Annotated in this window: 26 protein-coding genes, 1 tRNA gene and 3 pseudogenes; 16 read left to right on the top strand and 14 right to left on the bottom strand. The window is 57.0% G+C overall.

The window, feature by feature from the left end:
* Nucleotides 1-6 precede the first annotated feature (6 nt).
* Complete coding sequence (locus AC54XV_RS09750) at nucleotides 7-531, top strand: CsiV family protein (RefSeq protein ID WP_011267303.1); 525 nt, start codon at nucleotides 7-9, stop codon at nucleotides 529-531.
* A gap of 75 nt (nucleotides 532-606) precedes the next feature.
* Nucleotides 607-3351 carry a DEAD/DEAH box helicase gene (locus tag AC54XV_RS09745; protein ID WP_011267302.1) on the top strand — a complete coding sequence of 915 codons (2745 nt, stop codon included), beginning with the start codon at nucleotides 607-609 and terminating at the stop codon, nucleotides 3349-3351.
* A 13-nt stretch (nucleotides 3352-3364) separates the two neighbouring features.
* On the opposite strand, the gene AC54XV_RS09740 is transcribed toward AC54XV_RS09745, so the two are convergent.
* Nucleotides 3365-3931: a cysteine hydrolase family protein gene (locus AC54XV_RS09740; protein ID WP_058821963.1), complete on the bottom strand. Its 567-nt coding sequence runs from the start codon at nucleotides 3929-3931 to the stop codon at nucleotides 3365-3367.
* A 113-nt stretch (nucleotides 3932-4044) separates the two neighbouring features.
* Here AC54XV_RS09740 and AC54XV_RS09735 point away from each other — a divergent pair, with 113 nt between their 5' ends.
* The 6 genes from AC54XV_RS09735 (at nucleotide 4045) to xopG (ending at nucleotide 8032) form a co-directional block, all read left to right on the top strand.
* Entirely contained in the window at nucleotides 4045-4794 is a 750-nt protein-coding gene (locus tag AC54XV_RS09735; protein ID WP_240846104.1) for a 3-oxoacyl-ACP reductase family protein, read from the top strand.
* Between the two features lie 178 nt (nucleotides 4795-4972).
* A tRNA-Ser gene (locus tag AC54XV_RS09730) sits at nucleotides 4973-5062 on the top strand.
* Between the two features lie 205 nt (nucleotides 5063-5267).
* The gene (locus tag AC54XV_RS09725) at nucleotides 5268-5498 is read left to right on the top strand and encodes a hypothetical protein (protein ID WP_200868642.1); all 231 of its coding nucleotides are present in this window, start codon (nucleotides 5268-5270) and stop codon (nucleotides 5496-5498) included.
* Nucleotides 5499-5701: 203 nt separating this feature from the next.
* The gene (locus AC54XV_RS09720; protein ID WP_161633377.1) at nucleotides 5702-6394 is read left to right on the top strand and encodes a M91 family zinc metallopeptidase; all 693 of its coding nucleotides are present in this window, start codon (nucleotides 5702-5704) and stop codon (nucleotides 6392-6394) included.
* 172 nt (nucleotides 6395-6566) lie between these two features.
* Nucleotides 6567-6854, top strand: a complete 288-nt coding sequence (locus tag AC54XV_RS09715) for a recombinase family protein (RefSeq protein ID WP_103359791.1) — start codon at nucleotides 6567-6569, stop codon at nucleotides 6852-6854.
* A gap of 521 nt (nucleotides 6855-7375) precedes the next feature.
* Nucleotides 7376-8032, top strand: coding sequence for a XopG/HopH/AvrPtoH family type III secretion system effector (gene xopG, locus AC54XV_RS09710; protein WP_079998110.1), 657 nt, complete (start codon nucleotides 7376-7378; stop codon nucleotides 8030-8032).
* Between the two features lie 22 nt (nucleotides 8033-8054).
* Here the strand turns inward: xopG and AC54XV_RS09705 are convergent.
* The 6 genes and pseudogenes from AC54XV_RS09705 to AC54XV_RS09680 form a co-directional block, all read right to left on the bottom strand.
* Nucleotides 8055-8968 (bottom strand): annotated as a pseudogene (locus tag AC54XV_RS09705) (tyrosine-type recombinase/integrase); the annotation flags it as partial.
* A gap of 62 nt (nucleotides 8969-9030) precedes the next feature.
* Nucleotides 9031-9159: pseudogene (locus tag AC54XV_RS09700) on the bottom strand (DNA polymerase V subunit UmuC); the annotation flags it as partial.
* 243 nt (nucleotides 9160-9402) lie between these two features.
* Complete coding sequence (locus tag AC54XV_RS09695) at nucleotides 9403-10890, bottom strand: M10 family metallopeptidase C-terminal domain-containing protein (protein ID WP_011267298.1); 1488 nt, start codon at nucleotides 10888-10890, stop codon at nucleotides 9403-9405.
* Between the two features lie 151 nt (nucleotides 10891-11041).
* Nucleotides 11042-11179, bottom strand: a pseudogene (locus tag AC54XV_RS09690) (Y-family DNA polymerase); the annotation flags it as partial.
* Between the two features lie 75 nt (nucleotides 11180-11254).
* A complete protein-coding gene (locus AC54XV_RS09685) occupies nucleotides 11255-11413 on the bottom strand; it encodes a LexA family protein (protein WP_225650781.1) in 159 nt (52 codons plus the stop codon).
* Between the two features lie 590 nt (nucleotides 11414-12003).
* Nucleotides 12004-12261, bottom strand: coding sequence for a DUF1652 domain-containing protein (locus AC54XV_RS09680; RefSeq protein WP_003405731.1), 258 nt, complete (start codon nucleotides 12259-12261; stop codon nucleotides 12004-12006).
* A gap of 215 nt (nucleotides 12262-12476) precedes the next feature.
* Here AC54XV_RS09680 and AC54XV_RS09675 point away from each other — a divergent pair, with 215 nt between their 5' ends.
* From AC54XV_RS09675 to AC54XV_RS09665, 3 genes are all read left to right on the top strand, one after another.
* Nucleotides 12477-12980, top strand: coding sequence for a cupin domain-containing protein (locus tag AC54XV_RS09675; RefSeq protein WP_024651626.1), 504 nt, complete (start codon nucleotides 12477-12479; stop codon nucleotides 12978-12980).
* Between the two features lie 261 nt (nucleotides 12981-13241).
* Entirely contained in the window at nucleotides 13242-13772 is a 531-nt protein-coding gene (locus tag AC54XV_RS09670; protein ID WP_096103742.1) for a hypothetical protein, read from the top strand.
* A 66-nt stretch (nucleotides 13773-13838) separates the two neighbouring features.
* Nucleotides 13839-14207, top strand: coding sequence for a c-type cytochrome (locus AC54XV_RS09665; protein WP_011267295.1), 369 nt, complete (start codon nucleotides 13839-13841; stop codon nucleotides 14205-14207).
* A gap of 64 nt (nucleotides 14208-14271) precedes the next feature.
* On the opposite strand, the gene AC54XV_RS09660 is transcribed toward AC54XV_RS09665, so the two are convergent.
* Nucleotides 14272-14442 carry a DUF6021 family protein gene (locus tag AC54XV_RS09660; RefSeq protein ID WP_003405741.1) on the bottom strand — a complete coding sequence of 57 codons (171 nt, stop codon included), beginning with the start codon at nucleotides 14440-14442 and terminating at the stop codon, nucleotides 14272-14274.
* 150 nt (nucleotides 14443-14592) lie between these two features.
* On the opposite strand from AC54XV_RS09660, the gene AC54XV_RS09655 reads away from it, so the two are divergent.
* On the top strand, nucleotides 14593-15012 hold the full coding sequence (locus AC54XV_RS09655) for a DUF4124 domain-containing protein (RefSeq protein WP_104683927.1): 420 nt from the start codon (nucleotides 14593-14595) through the stop codon (nucleotides 15010-15012).
* A gap of 1 nt (nucleotide 15013) precedes the next feature.
* On the opposite strand, the gene AC54XV_RS09650 is transcribed toward AC54XV_RS09655, so the two are convergent.
* The gene (locus AC54XV_RS09650) at nucleotides 15014-15343 is read right to left on the bottom strand and encodes an EthD family reductase (RefSeq protein WP_496718463.1); all 330 of its coding nucleotides are present in this window, start codon (nucleotides 15341-15343) and stop codon (nucleotides 15014-15016) included.
* A 152-nt stretch (nucleotides 15344-15495) separates the two neighbouring features.
* Here AC54XV_RS09650 and AC54XV_RS09645 point away from each other — a divergent pair, with 152 nt between their 5' ends.
* From AC54XV_RS09645 to AC54XV_RS09635, 3 genes are all read left to right on the top strand, one after another.
* Nucleotides 15496-15789 (top strand): DUF6388 family protein, encoded by a 294-nt coding sequence (locus AC54XV_RS09645; RefSeq protein ID WP_003405751.1) that lies wholly within the window; start codon nucleotides 15496-15498, stop codon nucleotides 15787-15789.
* A gap of 125 nt (nucleotides 15790-15914) precedes the next feature.
* Complete coding sequence (locus AC54XV_RS09640; protein WP_024641414.1) at nucleotides 15915-16604, top strand: crotonase/enoyl-CoA hydratase family protein; 690 nt, start codon at nucleotides 15915-15917, stop codon at nucleotides 16602-16604.
* Nucleotides 16605-16727: 123 nt separating this feature from the next.
* The gene (locus AC54XV_RS09635) at nucleotides 16728-17699 is read left to right on the top strand and encodes a magnesium and cobalt transport protein CorA (RefSeq protein WP_003405754.1); all 972 of its coding nucleotides are present in this window, start codon (nucleotides 16728-16730) and stop codon (nucleotides 17697-17699) included.
* A 63-nt stretch (nucleotides 17700-17762) separates the two neighbouring features.
* On the opposite strand, the gene AC54XV_RS09630 is transcribed toward AC54XV_RS09635, so the two are convergent.
* Nucleotides 17763-18491: an amidotransferase gene (locus AC54XV_RS09630; protein WP_011267292.1), complete on the bottom strand. Its 729-nt coding sequence runs from the start codon at nucleotides 18489-18491 to the stop codon at nucleotides 17763-17765.
* Nucleotides 18492-19100: 609 nt separating this feature from the next.
* On the opposite strand from AC54XV_RS09630, the gene AC54XV_RS09625 reads away from it, so the two are divergent.
* Nucleotides 19101-19472, top strand: coding sequence for a rhodanese-like domain-containing protein (locus AC54XV_RS09625; RefSeq protein WP_011267291.1), 372 nt, complete (start codon nucleotides 19101-19103; stop codon nucleotides 19470-19472).
* Between the two features lie 55 nt (nucleotides 19473-19527).
* On the opposite strand, the gene AC54XV_RS09620 is transcribed toward AC54XV_RS09625, so the two are convergent.
* From AC54XV_RS09620 to AC54XV_RS09605, 4 genes are all read right to left on the bottom strand, one after another.
* The gene (locus AC54XV_RS09620) at nucleotides 19528-20358 is read right to left on the bottom strand and encodes a transglutaminase family protein (protein ID WP_003371560.1); all 831 of its coding nucleotides are present in this window, start codon (nucleotides 20356-20358) and stop codon (nucleotides 19528-19530) included.
* Nucleotides 20355-21314: an alpha-E domain-containing protein gene (locus tag AC54XV_RS09615; RefSeq protein WP_003405759.1), complete on the bottom strand. Its 960-nt coding sequence runs from the start codon at nucleotides 21312-21314 to the stop codon at nucleotides 20355-20357. The genes AC54XV_RS09620 and AC54XV_RS09615 overlap by 4 nt, the downstream gene beginning before the upstream one ends.
* A 12-nt stretch (nucleotides 21315-21326) precedes the next feature.
* Entirely contained in the window at nucleotides 21327-22736 is a 1410-nt protein-coding gene (locus AC54XV_RS09610) for a circularly permuted type 2 ATP-grasp protein (protein ID WP_003371557.1), read from the bottom strand.
* Nucleotides 22737-23197: 461 nt separating this feature from the next.
* Nucleotides 23198-23539: a ribonuclease E inhibitor RraB gene (locus tag AC54XV_RS09605; RefSeq protein WP_003371555.1), complete on the bottom strand. Its 342-nt coding sequence runs from the start codon at nucleotides 23537-23539 to the stop codon at nucleotides 23198-23200.
* Nucleotides 23540-23643 lie beyond the last annotated feature (104 nt).

Raw genomic sequence — 23643 nt, 5'->3', positions numbered from 1 at the left:
TCACGCATGCTTCTGTTTCGTTCACTGATCCTGCTGCTGACGCTGATCGCGCCGGCCGCGTTCGCCGATGGCCTGTATCAGGTCGAGATTCTGCTGTTTCGCCAGAGCGGCGAGCCGGCCTCGACCCGCCAGCTTGTACCGGAAAACTGGGACAAGGGCGCACAGAAGATCGACGCGAACGATGAACGAAGCCCCGCCCTCAATGATCTGGCGAGCAAACTGCAAGGCAGCGGCCACTATGAAGTGCTGATGCAGCGCGCCTGGCAGCAGAGCATCGGCACCGAACCGGGCAAGGTCGCCATCACCAGTGGTGAAGAGCGGCTTGGGCATTTCCCGATCGAGGGTACCGTGAGTCTGGCGATGGCACGCTTCACCGATATTGGTGCACAATTCTGGGTCAACCAGCTGGACCCGCATGGCGTGGTCATCAGCAGTGAACGATTGAAGCAGACTGCCAGGGTAAAGAACGGTGAGCTGACCTATCTGGACAATGGCAACCTCGCGTTGCTGATCAAGGTTTCTCCTCTTTGATCTTTACGTACGCAAGGGACGCCCAAGCGTCCCCTTTCTTTTTGAGCATCGCTGCGGCGTAGGGCTTTTTAAAACTTGTCGTCCATTCTCGAAAAAGTCCTGGCTGCGGCCTGGACAGACCTATTCCACGAGCGAACGCTTGAGCGAGGGCGCGACTACGCCCGGCAAAAACGCATCGTGCTGGAAGACTCCAGCCCGCAGATCATCCGCACCGCCTGTCGGGGCTCGGGCCTGGAAATCTACACCCAGACGCTGCTGTTCAAGGACCCTGATCGCTACAAGAACTACCTGACCTGCAAATGCACGTGCCCGGTTCGCAACGACTGCAAACACTGCGTGGCCGCCCTGCTGTTTCTGCAGGACCCGCACAACCGTCCGCTGCTGCAGGCCGCGCTGGCCTCGCACCAGCAAGAGATGGAAAAGCCTGTCGAACAAAAGCCCAGGTTGCCGGAGCGCCTGATCGATGACCTGCAGCCACGGCCCAGGCTGATTCTGGCCAGCATCGAGTTCAGTGCCTACGAGCCGCGCAACGGGCGTATGCAGCGACACATCCAGCACCGTGCCGCGCTGGCCTTTGCCTACGGCAAGCATTACGCGGTCGGCACCACCAACGTCAGCATTCTGGTCAGTTCGCTGGGCAGCGATCTGGTGAACCAGAAAAGCGACATCATCGAACACACCGACACCGAAACCCTGCGCATCCGTCGTCAGGGCGAACGGGAGCGGCAGTTGCGTCAGGAACTGGCCGATCTGGGTTTCAAGGTTGCCACCCGGCAAAGCAAGGCACTGCCCGACAGCGCCGGCGACATGTACGAACTGCCCAACGACAAGGCCTGGCTGCATTTTGTCCTCGATGACCTGCCGCGGCTGCGCGAGCAAGGCTGGGAAATCGACATTCAGGAAGAGTTCGGCTTCGACGTCACGCCGGTGGAAGACTGGTACGCGGTCATCGATGAAGAGAACGAGCGCGACTGGTTCGATCTGGAATTGGGCATCATCGTCAACGGCGAGCGCCTGAGCCTGCTGCCGATCCTGATCAACCTGATCCGCAGCCATCCCGAACTGATGAGCCCGTCGGCCGTGGCCAAGCGCGGCGACGAAGAACAACTGCTGGTGCAGCTCAACCACTTCACGCAAAGCGGCGGCAGCCCGGTACAGATCGCCCTGCCCTACGGCCGGCTCAAGCCGGTACTGGCGACGCTGGGGGACTTCTACTGGCGCCAGGAGGGCAACAACGCGCTGCGCATGAGCAAAGCCGACGCGGCACGCCTTACCCAGCTCGAAGACCTGCCGCTGACCTGGCAGGGCGGCGACCGCCTGCGTCACTTTGCCGAACGCCTGATCAACATCAAGGACGCGCCGGTCAGCCTGCCCGACGGGCTGAACGCTACGCTGCGCCCGTATCAGCTGGAAGGCCTGAGCTGGATGCAGTCGCTGCGCGAGCTGGAAGTCGGCGGCGTGCTGGCCGACGACATGGGCTTGGGCAAGACCCTGCAGACCCTGGCCCACCTGCTGATGGAAAAACAGGCCGGACGCCTCGATCGCCCGGCACTGGCGGTCATGCCGACCAGCCTGATCCCCAACTGGCTGGACGAGTCCGAGCACTTCACCCCGGACCTCAAGGTGCTGGCCCTGTACGGTGCCAACCGCCACCAGGATGCCGGCAACCTTCAGGATTACGACCTGATCCTGACCACCTACGCTTTGCTGCCACGGGACCTGGAGTTGCTCGAAAAACAGCCCTTCCACGTGCTGATTCTCGATGAAGCGCAGTACATCAAGAACCCCAACAGCAAGGCCGCCCAGGCCGCACGCAACCTCAACGCCCGCCAGCGCCTGTGCCTGAGCGGTACGCCGCTGGAAAACCACCTGGGCGAGCTGTGGTCACTGTTTCACTTCCTGATGCCCGGCTGGCTGGGCAACAGCAAGGAATTCAACAGCAACTACCGCACCGCCATCGAAAAGCATGGCAACCAGGACCGCCTGCATCACCTCAATGCGCGCATCAAGCCATTCCTGCTGCGTCGTACCAAGGAACAGGTGGCGACCGAACTGCCACCCAAGACCGAGATCATCCACTGGGTCGACCTCAACGACGCGCAGCGCGATGTGTACGAAACCGTGCGCCTGGCGATGGACAAAAAGGTCAGGGACGAAATCACCCGCAAAGGCGTGGCACGCAGCCAGATCATCATTCTCGAAGCGCTGCTCAAGCTGCGTCAGGTCTGCTGTGACCTGCGCCTGGTCAATCAGGACATGCCGGTCAACAGCAAACAGGGCACCTCGGGCAAGCTCAACAGCCTGATGGAGATGTTCGAAGAATTGCTGGCCGAAGGTCGCAAGATTCTGTTGTTCTCGCAGTTCACTTCGATGCTCAGCCTGATCGAGGAAGAGCTCAAGCAACGCGGTATCGCCTACGCCCTGCTGACCGGCTCGACCCGCGATCGCCGCACGCCGATTCATGACTTCCAGAGCGGCAAGCTGCCGATTTTCCTGATCAGCCTCAAAGCAGGCGGCACCGGCCTCAACCTCACCGCCGCCGATACCGTGATCCACTACGATCCGTGGTGGAACCCGGCAGCGGAAAATCAGGCGACCGACCGCGCGTACCGTATCGGCCAGGACAAGCCGGTGTTCGTCTACAAGATGATCGCGCGCGGCACCGTGGAAGAGAAAATCCAGCGCCTGCAACGGGAAAAATCAGCGCTGGCCTCGGGTGTGCTTGACGGTCGCACAACCGGCGACTGGAAGCTGCGCGACGAAGATTTGCAGGCGCTGTTCGCCCCATTGCCCGCCGCACCGAAGAAAACCCGCAAGTAGGCGTGTCAGGCGCTTATTCGACAGCCACCTGCTGGAGAATCTGCGCCGTCGACAGGACCGTAGCGTACTCGCCATGCAGATTGGCCAGCGACATTGCGTGCACCTCTTCGGCACTGCGCGGCGTGCCGAAGAAGTCCTTTTGATCAAAGGTAAAGCAGGCATCGTGCGCAACCAGCACGTCAAACCCCAGATTACCGCCACTGCGCGCGGTCGACTCGACAGAGTTGTTGGTGACCACACCGGCGATCACCAACTGCCTGATGCCGTCGGAGCGTAACCACATTTCCAGAAAGGACCCGCAAAACGCGTCGGGGACCTGCTTGCTCAGCTCACGCTCATCAGCTTGCGGCACGAACGCCGGCTGGTACTCGACCCCTGACTGTTGCGGCCAGAACACTGATTCGGGTGACGTCGAAAAATGCCGGACGTGAATAACCGGCCGCCCGGATTGCCGCCAGGCACTGAGCAGAGCGCTGACATGGCTCTCGGCCAGTGGGTTATTACGTCGCCCGAGCCTGGGATGATGGATGCCCTGCTGCAGGTCGATCAGGATCAGCGCGCTGTTGTCTTGAATATCCATGATGAATCAGTCCGAACTTTTGGTTCAGCAAGACTATCGCAATCAAGGTCTATTCTGGTCGCAATCGTCGACAGCCTCAGGCTTGTCCGAGACCTGCCCCCAAGGAGAACATCATGATCGAACACCTTAAACTCGCCGGCAAAGTAGCGCTCGTGCAGGGCGGCTCACGTGGCATCGGCGCAGCCATCGTCCAGCGCCTGGCCAAAGAAGGCGCTGCCGTGGCGTTTACCTACGTCAGCTCCGAGGTCAGCGCTCTGGAGATTCAGGACAGCATCGTCGCCAATGGCGGCCGCGCATTGGCCATTCGCGCAGACAGCGCCGACGAAAAAGCCATCCGCCAGGCCGTGCAGACCACTGCCGAGACCCTTGGCAGGCTGGATATCCTGGTCAACAACGCCGGCATTCTGGCCATCGCGCCGCTCAATGAATTCAGCATGCAGGACTTCGACAAGACCCTGGCCATCAACGTGCGCAGCGTATTCATCGCCAGCCAGGAAGCCGCCCGGCATATGGAAGAAGGCGGCCGCATCATCAACATCGGCAGCACCAACGCTGACCGCATGCCCTTTGCGGGCGGCGCCACGTACGCCATGAGCAAATCAGCGCTGATCGGCCTGACCAAAGGCATGGCCCGCGACCTCGGTCCGCAAGGCATCACCGTCAACAACGTCCAGCCCGGCCCGGTGGACACCGACATGAACCCGGCGCAGGGCGAATTCGCCGAAACACTGAAAGCGCTGATGGCCCTGCCCCGCTACGGCACCAGCGAAGAGATTGCCAGCTTCGTCGCCTACCTCGTAGGCCCGGAAGCGGGCTACATCACCGGTGCCAGCCTGACCATCGACGGCGGCTTCAGCGCCTGACGCCTCCACCACAAGCGGCCCTTTGCCCAAGGGCCGCATCCCCCGCCAGGGCCTTTTACTGGCGAATCAGCGTTTATTTGCTTAAGCGCATGAAAAATCTGAAAAAAAGTTTTGCGTTAGGAAAAGCTTTCGACTACATTAGCGCGCCTCGGCAGACACAACGTTGTCGTCGAGATACGGTGAGGTGTCCGAGTGGCTTAAGGAGCACGCCTGGAAAGTGTGTATACAAGAAATTGTATCGAGGGTTCGAATCCCTCCTTCACCGCCATATTGAAACAACGCGAAGCCCCTGAATTCTGAAAGGAATCCAGGGGCTTTGTGGTTTCTGGGGTCTGAAAAAATGGCCGTGGGACGCTCCATGGGACAGATATGGGACAGAACAGCAAGATTCGCTGTCTTGCTGCTCTCAGCTGTAGTGAGGCCTGAAAAGCGCTGGTCCGGCGCAGCGCATCGACTGACGAGGAACGCAGGCCATGGCTTTAGGGAATTTCAGATGCCGCCTGCGGGATTCCGTGGAAATACTCGCGACCCACAAAAGCGATGTTAAAACTCGGCTTTATCTAGCAATTAATAATCGTCTCGTTTTTGCCAATGTTCCTGAAGTGCCTGAGCTGCCCGAGCAATTCAGAATTGCCATGCCCCTTTGGCTCATGTCGCCGTTTATGTGGAATGGAAAATCAACCAAAGGTCCGGAGAGACAGTGAAGCTTTATAAGCGGCATCATGCTTTGGCGTCTTGTGACCACGCCCCAGAGACTCGCTGACTGCTGCCATTAAGTGCGCAAGTCAAGCATGTGCAGCGCTGGCCCTACATACAGCCCTTGTAGCTCTCTGAAGCGAGCCCGTTTAGGCTGGAACTATTTTCCACGTTAAGCCACTCAACCTCTCCATGATCACTGGAGCCCCCCATGCCTCGCATTAACCCAACTAGCTTTACTGGAATCTATATTGAAACGACAGGCAATCCGAATCGAAGTGACTACTACAAGGAGACCACATCTGCGTTGGATGAGCTGAATAGAGGACACGCCGGTCGGACGGTAATTCGCAATATTGAGGCCGCCTGTGAAATGGATCCGGAGAAGCGGGTGGTCATCTCCAAGACAGATCAGGGCTCGGAAGCCAACATGCCAGGGCACTGGACTGGCTGCGCGCGGCCGACTCGCGACCCTTTTGTACCCTTTGTAGCCGGGAGAGGCGAGTCTGTCGCGGTACGATATAACTCTAGGTTTGGTAGACGGTTCGATGACCAGTCTGTCAATGGGCAACCTGACCCAAGCCTTGCTTACGTCTTTCTCGGTCATGAACTTATTCATGCATCCAGAACGTTACAAGGTACTCAATACCGAGTGAGTCGAGGCCGACCGGATGTCGACGAAGATAGCGGAGCGGCGGAGGAAGAACTCCGAACGGTTGGCATCGGGCAGTACGAAGACGAATATCCGTCAGAAAACGCAATACGTCGCGAGCATGGATTGGCGCCTCGCACAAGTTACTCAGGGAATACAGGAACAAATCTTCGTGAGCCGCCTGAACGGAACTCGCAATATACGGAGGCACGGCTCAGATCGCTCAACGCCAGACGCTGGTCAGATATGTAATCCAGCTGATGGAGTACCAGGCGGCTTTGTAGCTGGCGTTGATGGGTATGGGGAGCCATGGAACATCGTGCGCATAGGTGCCGTAGGCTTAGCGCACGATGTTCCCGAATTCTGTGGGCGCTCCCCTCTTCTCTTTGCTACGTGGCGGTTCTGGCTGTCGCCAGGCAGCTTCATGGTCGGCAGCAATTGCCCGCGCACCATCCACGGATCAGCACAAGCAGCATCAGCCCTTGCGCCGTATTCTTACCTCTCGTCCCCGCATGGTCGAATGCTGACGACGTTTCTCTCCGGCATTGCGGAGTTCGAACGTTATCTGATCTGCGAGCGAATCAAATCGGGTCTCGCGGCTGCTCGTGCTCAAGGACGTAAACTAGGGAGCCAAGCGGGAGTACGTCCAAAATCCGACAAGCTTGACCCAAAAGTCATGGACGCAATTGAAGCATGCCGCAGCGACAGGTGAATCGCCTGAGATCCTGATATCAACAAAAGCACCTTCACTGAAATTGCGCGCAGGCATCGCGAAGCGGCTTAGGGTGTCATTTCGCTCCCAGCCGCAACCCCCCCCCCTATTTTGTCCGTTTTCTCTCTCACCCCCAAGTATCTGAGGACCTGAGGGGGGGAAGTGCGCCTGACATTAACGAAACACGTCGTAAAGTCGCATAGGACCCGTTTTTAGAGGCCGATGAGGCGTGAAAAAAGCGTTTCCCCAACATCAATGCCACCTTAGCATCACGCAGAGGATGCCTTTTTCGACTGATTGCACACTACGTTACCTTTGTATGGAACCGAACCCATCTCAAGGGCCACTCAAGCAGCGCAACATATCTACGACATAGATGTATGCACACGGGAGTGTAATTTTCAGGTAATCCTGGATGGTCCATTGGACTCCCTGCCAAACCATGTCAGCAACAATTGGGGTAGCGCCAATAGTTGCAATTTCAAGCGTTCATATAGCTCAATTAACTTCTTAGGATAGTCATGATCACTCCGTCTCGATACCCAGGCATCTATATCGCCCCCCTCAGTAGCGAACCGACAGCAGCTCACACATTCAAAGAACAGGCAGAGGAAGCGCTTGACCATATCAGCGCCGGCCCCTCTGGCGATAAGCTATTGCGAAAAATATCCACTCTTGCCAGTCAAAAAGATAGAAAAGTCACACTAAAAGAGATTGAAATAAATAACCAGTGTTATACCGAAGCTGTTCTGAGCAGGAGGCAACTGGAAAAGTACGAACCAGAAAACTTTAACGAGAATCGACACATTGCATCACAGCTATCACGAAAGGGGACCTTTACCAAAGGTGAAGGAAGCAATGCGATTATTGGCTGGTCACCAGACAAAGCAAGCATACGCTTAAATCAGAATGGCTCACCGTTACACCTTGGAATGGATAACGACGACAAAATCACGACCTTGGCTCATGAGCTCGTTCATGCTCGACACGTGTTAAGTGGGAGTTCCTTAGCGGATGGCGGAGATCGCTATAATCCACGTACGGGATCTGGCAAAGAGGAACTTAGGGCCGTTGGATTAGACAAGTACCGCTATTCACTTACAAAAAAACCGTCAGAGAACTCCATCCGTGCTGAACACGGTCTGCCTCTGCGCATGAAGTACAGGCCACATCAATAGGACAACCTACTGTAAGTAAATTCAAAGTGGTCTTCGGATCCCGGTGACCTGCATAGGCTGTCAATTCATGCAGTTTCCACCCCGCACGGGCCAAATGGGGTGAGTCGCAGATGACGAAAAGTGTGTGTGCTAAGGCAGGACAGATTTGAGTCTGTGGCCCATCTTTCTACCGTTTTACTCCACGTCCACCGCGTGAGTGCCAAACCACGATTGCGATCAGACTCGGATCGAAACAGGGCTCCTTTTGACCAACCGGCCAGACGAAGCGCATGAAGATGCGTTCCAAGCATCGGCGCAATGTCCGGGCTGTAGCACACGACGCGGCTGCGTCGGCCTTTGGTCGTCTCTGCGCGCACTGAAATGAGTCGATGGGCGAGATCCAGGTCTTCGATTCTCAGGGCCACCAGTTCGGCACGACGGAGCGCACCGCAGTACGCCAACGAGAGCATAAGCCGATCACGAATAGACGACCTGGCCGCGATACTCAGAAAGTATCGCCACTGCTCATCCGTGGGGATGTCGGGCAGCTTTATCAAGCGAGATACCAGCCCTCTCACAAAGCCTGAATGTCCAGGGACCTGACACAAGCGGCCGTGCTGGCCGCGAGGTACCGGATTCTGTGCGCAACGCCCCTGAAAGACCAGGTAGTCGTACCACAGGCGGATCGCGGTGAGGCGCTGGTGCAAGGTCGAATTCGCCACCGCGTTTTCTTGCCCGGGCAGTAGCCGACGGATGTAGAGCGTTACTTGCTCAAATGTGACGGATTCAGCCTCCAGACCGGAGGCTTCGCAGTGGAGCAAGTAAATGCGCCAATCCCCTGCCGTACGCATCCAAAGTAGCCGGCGCTCTTCCCAGGTTATCGAGCAGTGTCAGCCATTCCTGAACGCTTGGGTAGCGGTGAAGCACGTGCTCATAAGAGGCAGTTGTAGAGGCCATGGCGATCCCCCAGAACGTCGACAGAATCAGGGTAGCTCAGAAGCATTCCACCTAACTTACTAGAGGGCATAGTTACTGCTGAACGCCAGGATGCCCTTGCGCTTCAACAAATCCTTGACCTGATAATAAGGCGCGCCCATCTTGACGTGATCTTTCGCATCATAGCTGCGGGCGATCACACAGCCGTCGTTATATATGAATGATACTAACTGCTAGCAGCTCACAACCTACTGATATTCAAGTTAAATTATTCATTAATAGATATTCCGGTTAGATCATGCAGGTCTGATCCAGACAGCCCGGTGGTCCATGAAGGCTACCGGGCTCTTTGTCATTGGCCGAGAAGCCACGTATCAGTGCCTGTCCAAGAGACACTGGCTGAGCTCGCCGCGATTCACTAACATCTCGACGATCAGCCAGTGTGGATTATTGCACTATCCCACCAGATGGTTATCTGCTGGCGCAACGCCTACCAATTCAACGGTAGCGTGCTCGGCTGTTGAAACGGTGCCTGCAACGATCAGGTTGTCTGCTGTGAAGGTCTTAGTGAAGGTACCGACCAAACCGATCTCAAAGCGTTGACCGTCGGCGTTCAAGTCGTAATCCTTGAGGTAGGTGTGGTGGAGCTCCTTGTCGTAGACCAGCTTCAAGGTGCCGTTGGTGCCGTCACCGAGGCCCGTGTAGCCGAGGGCGGCCACGTCAATCTTGTCGTGGGCTACATCGAAGTTTTTGATCAGGTCGGCGGCGCCATGGACGCTGTCGCTGCTGTCCAGATAGCGGAAGGTATCTACCCCTGAACCGCCTGTCAGCGCATCGCCCGCGCCGCCACCAATCAGAACACCGCCCGCGTCTTGCGTGTGCAGCGAATCCCAACCCGGCTTCCCGGTCAGGGTCTGGTCTGCATCGTCATGGCTGTTGTCACCGGCGAAGATAAAACCATCGGCATCTTGGTAAGCAATGCTACCGTGGCGGTTGGACTGGTCGATATACACTTCGAAGCGGTTGCCCTGGGCATCAGCTTCGAAAGACTGCACCACGATATGCCCAAGGGTCTTGTCATAGGCGTAATTCAGCGTGCCGTCATAGCCATCGCCCAGGCCAGTGAAGCCTAGCGCGGAAACGTCCAATACATCCCCACGGAACAGGTTGAAATCGCTGATAAGGTCAACGCTGGCCACACCCGAGGCGTCATTGACGAAACTGTCGCTGATCTGGTGATAGAGGAAGGTTTCGGCGTTGGTATTGCCGATCAGGTGATCAGCACCGGCGCCACCGTCCAGTACACTGCCGGTTTTCCCGGCATACAGCGTATCGTCGCCGTCCAGGCCATTGAGCACGTATTGCTTGGTGCTGAGGCTATAGAGCGTGTCGTTGCCGGCCGTGCCGTCATTACGCAGTACAAAGTTGGAGGTGCTTAGCTTGCCTTGATAATCGCCCGCCAGGCGTACCTCGAAGAAATTACCGCTGGCGTCTTTGTCCAGCGAGCGCAGGTAGGTGATATCCGAGGCCGCGTCATAGCTTACGGCCAGGTCGCCATTATGGCCGTTACCGATCCGCTCCAAGTGCAGGGTGGTCAGGTCCAATACGTCGTATTCGCTGAAGCTGGTAATCAGGTCCGAGTGGGAGCCTTGGGCGTTGGCGTAACTATCGGTAAGCGACGTGAACACGAATTTCACCCCGTATCCGTAGGTTTCTCCGCCGGTGAGGGTATCTACCCCAGCGCCGCCTATCAATGTGTCGCTGCCACTATGTCCATCCAGGGTGTCATCCCCGGCGCCGCCGAGCAGGTGATCGTCCCAATACGTACCGGCAAGTGCGTCGTCGCCTGACGTACCCGTGTAGGTATTGAAAGAAGGCCGTTTATGAAACGTAATTTGTTCATCTAGTTCTGATGACAGAGCAGATTGTAAGACGGTAGACATGATAGTTCGCCTGAACAGGACGGAAATTTCCCATGGATGGACTGCTCGGCCCTGCCTGAATGCAAGGGCTCACATCGATGAGCGCACTCATTACAGCATCATACAGACCGTGATTGTGGCTCAAGATTTCCTAACAATCGGTATCGCTCAGATTGTTGTTCCTCAGCACTACGATCGGGACCTTTGCCAGATCAGGGCGAAATACGCGCTCGCAACTGGCGTAAAAGCTGTTGCAATCAATCAGAGCGAAGACCTGGTCAGGAGGTGAGGTCGAAGGTACGCACGCCATGCTTGCCCCCCAAAAAAATTACCAATTCCTCCCCTTCCAGAATGTAGCGCGGCGCATAGCCAGGATTCTCCGAGATCAAACGACGCTCTGCCCTTGTATGGTCAACCGTTTACACAACGGTTCGCCATTCACAGAGGCGATGACAATGCTGCCATGCACTGCAGTCAAGGAGCGGTCGACGACAATCAAGTCACCATCAAATATCCCTCCACCTGCGGAGCCGTGAGGCGTCATAGAACGTGTGGCCAGTTGCAAGCCCTACGTACAGGCAGTGCCATTTGTACTTTCCTTTCGATACTCGCAAATTCGAACGCATTTCGTCGTTGAGAGCGATGGTGCATTCGTCTCTGGGATCTATACGCAGCCTAATGGCCGAGTCGCCCCGAAGCTTGGCTTTCAACGTGATGAGCGCTTTGCTAGACATCTCGTCCAGTTCGGAAAGGTATTCGGCGTGCTATGGGACATCTGGGTTTAGGTGATGATGTAGCCATGACAAAGTTTTGTGTCGTGTCTAGGGCTGGAGCTTTACGACCTTAGCAAACTAGGTGATCACATTTTCGCCCAGGAACTGAACGATTCGCTTAATGGTAGCGGCTCGACCAGCACGCCATTGACGACTACTTGAGACCCCCTCCTTCACCGCCATATCGATACAACGCAAAGCCCCTGAATTCTGAAAGAAATTCAGGGGCTTTGTGGTTTCTGACGCTTCAAAAATCGGCTGTGCGACGTTGCATGGGCGAATGCCCGCTATTAGCCTGCTGGAGACGATAGGCCGTCGTGAATGCGATCAAAAAACCGCAATCAAAATACGAGCCCAGTCCTTACGCCATCCGCCTCAGAGACAAATTCATCTGCCCCATCAAATCTCTCTGTTCTCTCAACGAGAGCACCAGCCGTGCGATGGATCGGCTGCTGCCTACCTCGGACAAGGACAGCCCCGTTACGTAGAGCTGGATATCACCTGACTCGGGGTGGAGAAGCTTCACCGAGAAGGTTTCATTTGGCGCTACGACGCACTCGCACTTTGAAGGCAGAAAAGCTGTTTCAAGAACTCGCTGAATATCGGGTTTTGAAAACATGGTGCGTCCTCTGGAAGGGGCCAAATCGTGATGTGAAGTGTAGACGAGTTTCAGGCGAATAGGTTTCCGACCCGCGCAACGGACGCATGCGTCGCGGAAGGTTTTTTGTGGCGAATGTCTGGGGCTGTTTTTGCCTGATCGAGGTAACTGCCTGCAACACCTCACGCTCTCTGGTCTAAAGTACCCTCTCCTGAACTCCCCGAGCCTCGACCGATATGAATGAACGCGCACGTGAGCTGGCGTCTCGTCTGATTCGCAATTTCAACGAAGCTCCCCTCGAACATGAAGTTCGTGAACCGCTGTATGAAAGCTCTGCCGCTCGCCTGGGCACAGGCACGGCAGCGCAAAAGCTGGGGGCGTCGATTGACGTGGTGGCGCCGGGCAAACGCTCCTGCCCTTATCACTTTCATCATGTGCAGGAAGAGATGTTCGTGATCATCGAGGGCGAAGGCAGTTTGCGTGTTGCGGGCGAGATGCTGCCGATCAGGACGGGCGATATCCTGTTTATCCCCGCGGGTGCCGACTACCCGCACCAGATAATCAATACCTCGCAGGCGCCGCTGAAATACCTGTCGATCAGCACCCGGGAAACACCGGAAGTGTGTGAGTACCCGGACTCGGGCAAGTACCAGGCCATGGTGTCCGTTCAAGGGACCCGAGTGTTCACCGCCAACCAGCGGACCACGGAAAACCTCGATTACTGGGACGGCGAGCCCTGATTTGAATTGTTTGTAAATTGTATCCGGCAGTTCACGCTTTTTTCACGTTCGCGGGTTTATTGTTAACTCAATTCCCAGCAAGACCTTAAGCCCGCTACCCCCCATCGCGGGCTTTTCTTTGTCTGCGATTTGAGCATGCAACGTCTGGCATGGGTCAAGAGACATAAGGGACACGACTGCTCAAGCAAGCGTCGGGCAGACAGGGAACATCATGCAGAAAACGATTTCCAAGCCCTACCTCCCGGATGAAACCCGTCAATCATGAAAAACACCCTGAAAAAACTGCTTCTCGCTGTTGCGTGTCTGGCGACGGCTCCTGCGTTCGCTGCGTGTCAGATGACGCCGGTGGAGTACGACATGCCTTCGCAACGCCTGGACGAGGCCTTGCAGCAGTTGGCCCATCGATCCGGCTGCCCGGTGACGGTCGACCTGGGCGCGGACAGCAGCAGAAAGGTCAAGAAATTCAAGGGTAGGTTCACCCCTGATCAGGCGTTGTGGCTGGTCTTGAAAAAAACCGGGCTGGAAGGCTATGTCGAAAATGACGGGCTCACGGTTGACCGTCGAGGCCAGGATTTTGTAAACCAGCGAGCAACTGAGCTACGCACGGCTATCGATGCGGCAGGTACACGGATGGAGGCCAGAAAGAAGAAGCGCTTCCTTCATCAACTGGACACTATCGAGTCCGGAGCGAAGAAAGTGGTCCTTGAACAGAGCTTTGTCAGCGCAGCCGAGATGGCGAGTTACAAGCGCGACTTCGACGAACTGTCGAGCCAGATACCGGCCAGCAAGTGATCCGCCGATAATTGCGCTAAAATCTGCCACTTTTGAGCGCAAGGCAGAACGCGCTGTGGATTATCGATGAAAAAAACCACGTTACTCCTATTGGCACTGACCCTGCCTGCGCTTGCCAAGGGCGCGGGCGATGCGGAGGCCGGGAAAGCTGTGTTCACCCGCCTCTGCTCGGGTTGCCACAAGATCGGCCCCTCTGCACGCAGCGCATTTGGCCCGCCCCTCAACGGCATCATTGGTCGTCAGGCGGGGCAACAGGAAGGCTACGTTTACACCGACGCGATGAAGAACTCGGGGCTGGTCTGGACGCGTGAAGAGTTGCGCACCTATATCAAGGACCCGAGCGCCGTTGTACCTGGCACCCGCATGAAGCTGTGGTGGATGGGTAACGATGAGCGAATGGAGGATCTGCTGGAATACCTTGACGCCAACAAGTAGTAGCGGGGTAAAGCGAGGTTCGGATATGAATCGCCCCCGGTACTCACCGAGGGCAATCTGTCAGTTACTTGTCCGGCGTGTAAGGCGGGTAATCGTCCTTGCTGCCTTTATCGGTGGCAGGAGTCTTCGCCGGCTCGGTAGGGTCGATCTGCGGGTCTTCGGTGTTCGGTGACTTCTCGTCAAAACCCGGATCATTCTTGTTTCCGTTGCTGCTGCCTGGCTGGGTGCCGGTCATATGCGCCTCCGTTTGTTGAATTCAGGACCTGATATTCAGAGAGCCCCTCAACACAGCCGTGCGATGTGTCTGACGAACGGAACATTGCAAAGAGGCATCTGGCGGCAGTCAAGGGCAAATGGTAGCCTTGCGCCATGTAAGGAGAGAATCATGAAAAGGCTTTCGATCACACTGGCAATGACCGCTTTACTGGGCAGCGGCGCAGCGTACGGCGAGATCTTCAAATGCACATCACCCCAAGGCAAGGTGAGCTATGCATCGATCCCGTGCGATGAAAACGCGCAAAGCGCATTGCAACGCCAGGGGCCGTCATACATGCGATGGGAAGACGAGCCGCTGGACTACGTTCACAAGACCAACCTCAAGGCTACCGAATACCTGAAGGTCGGCGGTCGCACTCGAGTGCAGGTGATCGAGACAGAGCGCTACAAGGCCTTCCAGAGAAACCGCCCGCCTCCCCCGAACATTCCTTCGCAGTGCCAAAGCCCGCATTACGACAGTCAGTGTTTCGATCCATCGGGTGGAATGTCCTCGAAAAAACAGGCGGCCTTTCGGGATACCGCTCGATAACCTACTGAGCGGTTTTCACATCGGCACGCACTTCGCTGATCTGAATTTCAGGGATCAGGTCGGTGTAGTTGATGATATCGGCATTGATCTGCTTTGAATGCGGCCCCATGCCGGCTTCAAAGTCTTCAATGGAATCACAGTAAATGTGGCACATGCCGATATACACAGGGTCGGAGCCTGGTGTGGCTCCGCCTATGCCGCGGTCCACGCTGTAACCCTTGCAGTACTTGCCCATCAGTTCCTGTACCAGCGCCATGTGTTTGTCACGATAGTAATCGTGGTCGAAACGGGCACCCTCTTCATACGCATACAGCACGCTCACTTTGATCATAACGACAGGTTCCTCTTCAAGTGATCGATAAATTCGTGCGGACAACCGTTTGCAAGTGCTGACATCAAAAGCCACCTCCCTCACAATCACGCGGTCTTGCCAGACTATTCAAAGAGACAGCCTGGCTATCGAAACGTTTGAGGCAAAACCACATGAATACACTTGAGTGGAACGAGGCCGCGCTGGCGAAATACCTTGCGACCCATCCGACCCTGAAGGATGAAATCAGCGCCTTGAGCCCCAAGGAGCAAAAGCAGCAAGTGCAGTGGGCGTTCGAAGACGAAGCCGAGAGCCAGGGTATCGAGACCTGGGAGCTGGCGCTGGAACTGATTGCCGAGTCGCCCGAACAGTTGCAGAGCATGCGCCTTGAAGCCCATCGCCAGGTCGCCGAAGCGCTGGGGATGGACTGGGAAGAGTATTGCGGATTCAACGATATCCAGCCATGACGCGGAGCGCAGTCGGCGCTGAATCAGCCATTGATCGGCACACTGTTCAGTGACCCGGCAGTCAGCGCTTTACCTGTTCCTTATGGATGAGTAACGTCTGCTCACTTCAATAAAGGAATCACGCCATGAGTGATCTGGTCTCGTACCATCTGGACGACGGTGTCGCCACGCTGACCCTGAACAACGGCAAGGTCAATGCCATTTCCCCGGACGTGATCGTTGCGTTCAACGCCGCACTGGATCAGGCCGAAAAGAATCGGGCCATCGTTATTCTCACCGGCCAGCCGGGCATTCTGTCGGGCGGCTACGACCTCAAGGTCATGACCTCCAGCGCCGAGGCCGCGATCGAGCTGGTCGCACAGGGCTCGACGCTGGCAAGGCGCATGCTGTCGCACCCCTTCCCGATCATCGTCGCCTGCCCCGGCCACGCGGTTGCCAAGGGCGCCTTTCTGCTGCTGTCCGCCGATTATCGAATCGGTGTCGCCGGGCCGTTCAGTATCGGCCTGAACGAAGTGCAGATCGGCATGACCATGCACCACGCCGGTATCGAACTGGCGCGCGACCGCCTGCGCAAGTCGGCCTTCAATCGCTCGGTAATCAACGCCGAGATGTTCGACCCCGAGGCCGCGATGGCTGCTGGCTTTCTGGACCGGGTGGTCAGCGTCGAGGAATTGCAGAGCACCGCGCTGACCGTCGCCGGGCAGCTGAAAAAGATCAATATGAGCGCGCACAAGAAGACCAAGCTCAAGGTCAGAAAGGCTTTGCTCGACACGCTGGAGGCCGCGATCGAACAGGATCGACAGCACATGCTGTGATCCTCAACCGAAGCCCGCGCAAACGGGCTTTCGTTTATCGGCGAACTCATACGCATTTGATCAATCTGATCAGCGACCGCGCATGTTTTTGCGCCACTGACAAATTGAAGAAGCGATAGCGCCATGGGCCGAGTTGTTGCAGCAGCGGTGTACAGCAAGGGCAAAAAAGTCCGTGATATCACCCTCGATGAGGGCGCCGCCTGGGCGGCCAAGCCCGATCATTTCGTCTGGATAGGACTGGAGCAGCCCACCAACGCGGAGCTGACCAGCCTCAAGGATCAGTTCAATCTGCATGAGCTGGCCCTTGAAGACGCGCTGGAGGTGCATAGCCGTCCGAAGCTGGAAACCTTCGGTGATGCGCTGTTCATCGTGACTTACGCCCCCGTACGCGACAACGGCAAGCTGCTGTTCATCGAAACCCATATCTTCGCCGGCAAGGGCTATATCATCACCTCGCGCAACGGCCACTCCAAGTCCTACGGACTGGTGCGTCAGCGCTGCGAGGCCAGACCACTGCTGCTGGAGCACGGCGAAGACTTCGTGCTCTACGCGCTTCTGGACTTCGTGACCGAGAACTATCAGCCGGTGACCGAAGCCATCCACGCCGAGCTCGAGCAACTGGAGCAGAGCGTCATTGGTGGTTCGTTGCGCGAGTCCGACATCCAGCACATTCATGCCCTGCGCCGCGACCTGTTACGCATGCGCCGCTACGTGGCACCCATGGTGGAAGTGGGCGAAGAATTGCAGAGACTCAGTTTTCCGTTCATCGACAAGAACATGCGCCCCTACTTTCGCGATGTCGAAATTCACGTCAAGCGGCAGATGGAAGACCTCGGCAACCTGTGTGACATCGCCAGCCAGACGATCGAAATCGGCCTGCTGCTGGAGTCTTCGCGACAAAGCATCGTGCAGCGCAAGTTTGCCGGCTGGGCGGCGATTCTGGCGTTCCCGACGGCCATTGCCGGCATCTACGGCATGAATTTCGAGAACATGCCTGAACTCAAGTGGGAACACGGCTACTTCATCGTGCTGGGTGTCATTCTGGGCGGGTGTACGGCGCTGTTCGCCAGCTTCAAGCGCTCCGGCTGGCTATAACTCCGCCACCGCATTCCCATCCAGACAGTCCGGCCAGCGCATGACAATGCGCCATGCGCCGGGTCAGACGGACTGTTTTTCCGGTTTATGCGCCACGAAGCGCATCATCCACTCCGCCACTGTCGCGCCATGATGGTCGTGATCCAGGCTGGCGACACCCTGCTTGTAAATCTGCTCGCCCAGCGCTTCCTGACGAAGGTCAAGCAAGGTGCGGGAAAAGTCATGGATGAACTCGGGATGCCCCTGGAAACACAGCACCTGATCATTGATATGGTAGGCCGCAAACGGGCAGAACTCGCTGGACGCAAGCACCGTCGCGTTTTCGGGCAGAGCAGTGACCTGATCCTGATGGCTGATCAGCAGCGTGAGCTTGTCCATCGCCGGCGTCATCCACGGCCTGGCGGGGGCCAGTTGATAATGGTGAATGCCGACGCCCCACCCTTGCACCGCACGCTCGGTCCTGCCGCCCAGCAGCAACGCCAGCAACTGGTGACCGAAGCAGATACCCAGCAGTTTTTCGCCGCGCTGATACAGTTCCAGCAGATAGACCTTCAAGGTCTGAATCCACGGGTCGGTGCCAAATGAGTCGGCCTTGCTGCCGGTCACCAGGTAAGCATCGAACTGCTCATCTGCAGGTGGATAGTCCCCTTGCACCACGTTGTAAACCGTCAGCTCTGCGGCGATGGGCTGGCGAGCGAAGAGTAATTCGAACATCCGCCCATACCCATGATACTGCTCGACCAGTTCAGGTCGCAGATTGTCGGTTTCCAGAATACAGATGCGTAAAGACATAAGAGAGACCCTGAAGCAGTAATGAGGCAGTAGCGCACCGGCAGAGCCTGCCTTGAAGACCTCGGCAAATCAAGCAGCACCCCGGCCCGTTTCAGACGTTTATTCCATGTAGGAAAATTCTGTCCCGGACGAACGGTGCAAAACTGCAGGCCACCGACGAAGCGTCTAGAAAAGGCCTGAGCATTCAGCGCCCCACGCGGTAATAGCTTTCGATTCTAGATAAACACGTTTAGATTCCCAACAGTTCTAAACTATAGGGCACCTCGGCTCTATGGTTATATCTGTAACAGGAGGCGCGCAAAATCCTTTCAGCGCTCGGGCCAGCGGTCGAATGACCGGACCCACCTGTTCAATGCACAACCTTGCCAGCAGTCGATTATCTGTTTTGCAGATCGGGCCTGCTTTTGTCGCTCAGGAATAACAACAAAAGGCGGTCAGCCATGTTCAAGTTCAAACACTCCAAAATACGTCAGGCGGGATTGATCCTCTTCACTACTGCGCTGTTATTGATCGTGCCTAACCTGAATCGATTGTTTGGTTGATCCACGCGCTTTCGATCAACGTTCATCTGTGCCACTCTTTCCCTTCGCACTGAGGGAGGTTGAATGTATGCGCCAATGGATTGCTGTTTGTGCACTTGTCAGCAGTTTCGCAGCACACGCGGGGATGGTCGATCAGGCTGCAGCCGTGGCGGCGCTTAAGGAAGGCAAATTGGCGATGGATGTGCGTAGCCAGACCGACTATGACGCAGGTACGGTACTGAACGCGGTACGCGTCGATGATCGACGGCTGGTCAATCAGATGAAACAGGTGCTCACCGACCGCAATGCGGTGTTCGTGATTTTCAGCAGCACGGACAGCAAGGCCGACAAGGCCCAGGAAAAGCTCCGGGCTGCCGGCTACTTCAGCGTCATCAATGGCGGCAACTATGAAGAGCTGCACAACGCGCTCTACGACATCACCGACGACCCCGCCGAATGAACAATGGCCAGGCAATTGAGCCCGGCCACTTCATGATGCGCAGACCCGCTGCGGATTACTGATGCTGCGTCTGGACCTGCACGCGGGTTTTCACTTTCGGCGTGCCGGTCATGGGCGACACCACGACCTTGGCGTGCATCTGCTCGGATCCGCCGCCGCGCCGCATGCCGCGTACCGGACAGGCGTCCAGATAGTCCAGCCCTACCGCCAGTTTCAAGTGACGCTCGGGGATGGCCAGCTGATTGGTGACATCAAAACTGTACCAGGCGTCGTCTATCCAGGCCTCGGCCCAGGCGTGGCTGGACAGATGCTCGCTGTCTTCGCTGCACAGATAGCCGGAGACATAACGAGCCGGTACCCCAAGGCTACGGGCACAGGCAAGAAACGCGTGGGTATGGTCCTGACACACGCCCGAGCGTCCGGCGAAGGCCTGCGCGGCACTGGTGTCCACTTCGGTTGCGCCCTGGGTGTAGGTCATGTGCTGGTTGAGCGCCTGCATCAGGTCGATCAACCCCGTGCGGTCAGCGCGCTTGCGGCACTCCATGGCCGCAAAACTGCGAATCGCCTCGTCAGGCTCGGTCAGTCGGGTCACGCGCAAGAACGGCAATGCCGACTGGCTTTCGTGCTCGGCCTCGCGGGTCTCGTCGATTTCAACCTGCCCGCGCGCGCCAATGATGATCGCTTCGTGCGGCTCTTCCAGGCTCAGAACATGCAGGATATTGCCAAAGGGGTCGATCTGCGCGCGCACCGGACGTGGCAACGTCAACTGCCAGCTGAGCACTTGCTGACGTTCACTGTCGTGAGGCGTCAGACGCAGATACTGGATACTCGAGCGCACTTGGTCATCATAGTGATAGGTGGTCTCATGGCTTATCGAAAGTCTCATGCAGCCTCCAGGTACGAAGTGTGAATGGCATCACCCAGTTGAGCCAGCAGCGGAATGAATTCGTTCAACCACTCGTGCAGGCCTTCAGCCAGAATCTCGTCGATGCTGGTGTAGCGCAATCTCGCGTCCATCTCGGCCGCCATGCGCTGCGCAGGTCGACCGTTGACGCCGGGCAGGCTGGCCAGAATGACGTCCATCTCCTCCAGACACGCGCGTAGCGAACGCGGAATGTCGGCACGCAGCAGCAACAGTTCGGCAACCTGACGCGCGCCTGGCGCATCCCGATAGACTTCAGTGTAAGCCTCGAACGAAGACAGTGCGCGCAACAAGGCACTCCACTGGTAATAACCGGCCGCCGAGTTGTCCGCCGCAGCGTTAGCCTGTGGCCCGCGTAATTCAAGCATTTCATAGCGGGCATCGAGCATGCGCATGGTGTTGTCGGCGCGCTCGATGAACGTACCCAGACGGATGAAGCGGAACGCATCGTTACGCATGATGGTGCCGTAGGTCGCGCCACGGAACAGGTGCGAACGCTCCTTGACCCATTCGCAGAAACGGCTCATGCCGTAGCGGGTCAGCCCCTGCTGGGCGATGCCGCGAATCTCCAGCCAGGTGGAGTTGATGTTCTCCCACATGTCTGCGGTGATGCGACCGCGCACGGCATGCGCACTGACCCTTGCTGCGCCCAGGCAGCTGTAGATGCTGGCCGGGTTGGTGGCGTCCAGAGCAAAGAAATGCAGCATGCGCTCGGCATGCAGCTCGCCATGACGCTCGATATAGGTTTCCAGCGTTCCGGTGATCAGCAACGGCATGGCTATTTCATCCAGCCCGTCGCCCCGCCCGTCCTGCGGCATCAGCGACAGCGAATAGCTCACGTCCAGCATGCGGGCGAGGTTCTCCGCTCGCTCCAGGTAACGCGACATCCAGAAAAGATCAGAGGCAGTTCTACTTAACATTGGCAGGCATCCTTAATCCTCGACCACCCAGGTGTCTTTGGTTCCGCCACCCTGTGACGAATTGACCACCAGCGAGCCTTCACGCAAGGCCACTCGGGTAAGCCCGCCAGGCACAACGCGGGTTTCACGACCGGACAGAACAAACGGGCGCAAATCGATATGTCGCGGGGCGATGCCGTTCTCGACAAAGGTCGGACAGGTCGACAGGCACAAGGTGGGTTGGGCGATGTACGCATGCGGCTTGGCCTTGAGGCGCGCCCGGAAGGCTTCGATCTCGGCGGCGGTCGCTGCGGGGCCGACCAGCATGCCGTAGCCGCCGGAGCCCTGGGTTTCCTTGACGACCAGGTCGCCCAGGTTGGCCAGCACATGTGACAGCTCTTCGGGCTTGCGGCACTGCCAGGTCGGCACGTTCTTGAGAATCGGCTCTTCGTCCAGATAGAAGCGAATCATATCGGTGACGTAGGGATAAACCGACTTGTCATCCGCAACGCCGGTACCAATCGCATTGGCCAGCACCACGTTGCCGGATCGATAGGCAGACAGCAGCCCCGGGACGCCCAGCATCGAGTCAGGGTTGAAGGCCAGCGGATCGAGAAATGCGTCATCGAGACGACGATAGATCACGTCAACGGCTTTCGGGCCATCAGTGGTGCGCATGAACACGCGGTCATCGCGGACAAACAGATCAGCACCTTCCACCAGTTCGACGCCCATCTCGCGAGCCAGAAATGCATGCTCGAAAAAAGCGCTGTTGAAGCGGCCAGGCGTCAGCACCACGACACTCGGGTTGTCCAGATGGCTGGAACTCTTGAGCGTGTCGAGCAACAGATTCGGGTAGTGGTCAATCGGCGCAATGCGCTGCGCGGAAAACAGCTCCGGGAACAGGCGCATCATCATCTTGCGGTCTTCGAGCATGTAACTCACGCCGCTCGGGGTGCGCAGGTTGTCTTCCAGCACGTAATAGGTGCCGTCACCGTCGCGCACCAGATCGACGCCGGAAATATGCGAGTACAGATCGCGGTGCAGGTTCAGGCCCTGCATTGCCAGCTGATACTGCTCGTTGGCCAGCACCTGTTCGGCGGGAATTATCCCGGCCTTGATAATCCGCTGGTCGTGATACAGATCCGCCAGAAACATGTTCAGCGCCTTGACGCGCTGAATGCAGCCACGCTCGACAACCCGCCATTCGCTGGCCGGGATGCTGCGCGGGATGGTATCGAAAGGGATAAGCCGCTCGGTGCCCTGCTCATCACCATAGAGTGTGAACGTGATCCCGGCACGGTGAAACAGCAGATCAGCTTCGCGCCTGCGTTGAGCCAAAAGCTCGGGAGGTGTATCACCCAGCCAGCGGGCGAACTCCCGATAGTGCGGACGGACTACGCCGCCCGCATCGTACATCTCGTCATAAAAGGTGCGGATCATGCCGTACTCCTTGTCACCATGGACACCAAGACCATCGCAAAGCCCGTGCCACCGGCATAAACGCTTTGATTTCAAAAGGTTAGGTAAACACTCTACGTTCCACGCACCATTCCTGTGCACTAAACGCCCAAGCCAATTCTTTCGCGCTTCATTCGGAGGCGTCATTCAACCGTGAAATCTATGATCAGCATAGTCAGAGTTGATTTCCGCCAACGACATTAGTTCTCCACACTCCATATCAACCGAGCAAACAGGGCACCAAACGCCGCTTTTGCCGCAACCGATATTTTGTCCAGCAGGCGAGAAATGCCTGCGGATTTTAAACAGACTTCCCTTTGCGCCACTCGTTTGAGTGGCTTTTTTTTGATCAATGTTTATGAACGAGGCGCTAAAACAGAACCGGCCGATCCGGGACGTGTCCCGAATCAGCCGGTGGTGTATTGCCTGACAATCCGCAGCCATCAAGCGTGCAGTCTTCTGATCTCCTGAGTAACGCCCCATCCCTCGACTTCGCCGTCCATAGGTGAAATGACCGTCTGGAAGTCCTGCTCGAAGTCACCAATGCCGTGATAAGTCGCGTACATGACCTTGCTCAATTGCAGGTGCCAATGGCCGTCATCACGTACGTTTACCTGAGTGTTGAGGGATTCGCCGCGAAATTGCTCTGCGGCCTGCCGTGCCCGCTCCTCGTCCGGGAAGATGGCGTAGAACTCGATGGGATAGATTCGTGCGAAGTCAAAACCGCCTTCTTTCATGCGGCGCAGTACATTACTGCTGATGTCCTCTTGATAGGCTGTGCTCATGAAACGTCCTCCTATGCAACGATAGATAGAGTTTCAACTCTTCCAGAGCGACCGCCGAGTCTTCGGAGGTCGCCTCACGACAGATAATCCGGCGCGGGGAATCA

Source organism: Pseudomonas fragariae (ex Marin et al. 2024), from assembly GCF_059621105.1.
This window is presented reverse-complemented; position numbering and strand designations above follow the sequence as displayed.

Excerpts from the sequence above, each read along its gene's own strand:
- AC54XV_RS09660 (WP_003405741.1), bottom strand. The coding sequence starts at position 14,442 with ATGACCGGCACCCAGCCAGGCAGCAGCAACGGAAACAAGAATGATCCG.
- AC54XV_RS09715 (WP_103359791.1), top strand. The coding sequence starts at position 6,567 with ATGGTCGGCAGCAATTGCCCGCGCACCATCCACGGATCAGCACAAGCA.
- AC54XV_RS09640 (WP_024641414.1), top strand. The coding sequence starts at position 15,915 with ATGAGTGATCTGGTCTCGTACCATCTGGACGACGGTGTCGCCACGCTG.
- AC54XV_RS09685 (WP_225650781.1), bottom strand. The coding sequence starts at position 11,413 with ATGACGCCTCACGGCTCCGCAGGTGGAGGGATATTTGATGGTGACTTG.
- AC54XV_RS09740 (WP_058821963.1), bottom strand. The coding sequence starts at position 3,931 with ATGGATATTCAAGACAACAGCGCGCTGATCCTGATCGACCTGCAGCAG.
- AC54XV_RS09725 (WP_200868642.1), top strand. The coding sequence starts at position 5,268 with ATGGCTTTAGGGAATTTCAGATGCCGCCTGCGGGATTCCGTGGAAATA.
- AC54XV_RS09675 (WP_024651626.1), top strand. The coding sequence starts at position 12,477 with ATGAATGAACGCGCACGTGAGCTGGCGTCTCGTCTGATTCGCAATTTC.
- AC54XV_RS09670 (WP_096103742.1), top strand. The coding sequence starts at position 13,242 with ATGAAAAACACCCTGAAAAAACTGCTTCTCGCTGTTGCGTGTCTGGCG.
- AC54XV_RS09610 (WP_003371557.1), bottom strand. The coding sequence starts at position 22,736 with ATGATCCGCACCTTTTATGACGAGATGTACGATGCGGGCGGCGTAGTC.
- AC54XV_RS09665 (WP_011267295.1), top strand. The coding sequence starts at position 13,839 with ATGAAAAAAACCACGTTACTCCTATTGGCACTGACCCTGCCTGCGCTT.
- AC54XV_RS09655 (WP_104683927.1), top strand. The coding sequence starts at position 14,593 with ATGAAAAGGCTTTCGATCACACTGGCAATGACCGCTTTACTGGGCAGC.
- AC54XV_RS09695 (WP_011267298.1), bottom strand. The coding sequence starts at position 10,890 with ATGTCTACCGTCTTACAATCTGCTCTGTCATCAGAACTAGATGAACAA.
- AC54XV_RS09605 (WP_003371555.1), bottom strand. The coding sequence starts at position 23,539 with ATGAGCACAGCCTATCAAGAGGACATCAGCAGTAATGTACTGCGCCGC.
- AC54XV_RS09635 (WP_003405754.1), top strand. The coding sequence starts at position 16,728 with ATGGGCCGAGTTGTTGCAGCAGCGGTGTACAGCAAGGGCAAAAAAGTC.
- AC54XV_RS09615 (WP_003405759.1), bottom strand. The coding sequence starts at position 21,314 with ATGTTAAGTAGAACTGCCTCTGATCTTTTCTGGATGTCGCGTTACCTG.
- AC54XV_RS09750 (WP_011267303.1), top strand. The coding sequence starts at position 7 with ATGCTTCTGTTTCGTTCACTGATCCTGCTGCTGACGCTGATCGCGCCG.
- AC54XV_RS09680 (WP_003405731.1), bottom strand. The coding sequence starts at position 12,261 with ATGTTTTCAAAACCCGATATTCAGCGAGTTCTTGAAACAGCTTTTCTG.
- AC54XV_RS09630 (WP_011267292.1), bottom strand. The coding sequence starts at position 18,491 with ATGTCTTTACGCATCTGTATTCTGGAAACCGACAATCTGCGACCTGAA.
- AC54XV_RS09735 (WP_240846104.1), top strand. The coding sequence starts at position 4,045 with ATGATCGAACACCTTAAACTCGCCGGCAAAGTAGCGCTCGTGCAGGGC.
- AC54XV_RS09720 (WP_161633377.1), top strand. The coding sequence starts at position 5,702 with ATGCCTCGCATTAACCCAACTAGCTTTACTGGAATCTATATTGAAACG.
- AC54XV_RS09650 (WP_496718463.1), bottom strand. The coding sequence starts at position 15,343 with ATGATCAAAGTGAGCGTGCTGTATGCGTATGAAGAGGGTGCCCGTTTC.
- xopG (WP_079998110.1), top strand. The coding sequence starts at position 7,376 with ATGATCACTCCGTCTCGATACCCAGGCATCTATATCGCCCCCCTCAGT.
- AC54XV_RS09620 (WP_003371560.1), bottom strand. The coding sequence starts at position 20,358 with ATGAGACTTTCGATAAGCCATGAGACCACCTATCACTATGATGACCAA.
- AC54XV_RS09625 (WP_011267291.1), top strand. The coding sequence starts at position 19,101 with ATGCGCCAATGGATTGCTGTTTGTGCACTTGTCAGCAGTTTCGCAGCA.
- AC54XV_RS09645 (WP_003405751.1), top strand. The coding sequence starts at position 15,496 with ATGAATACACTTGAGTGGAACGAGGCCGCGCTGGCGAAATACCTTGCG.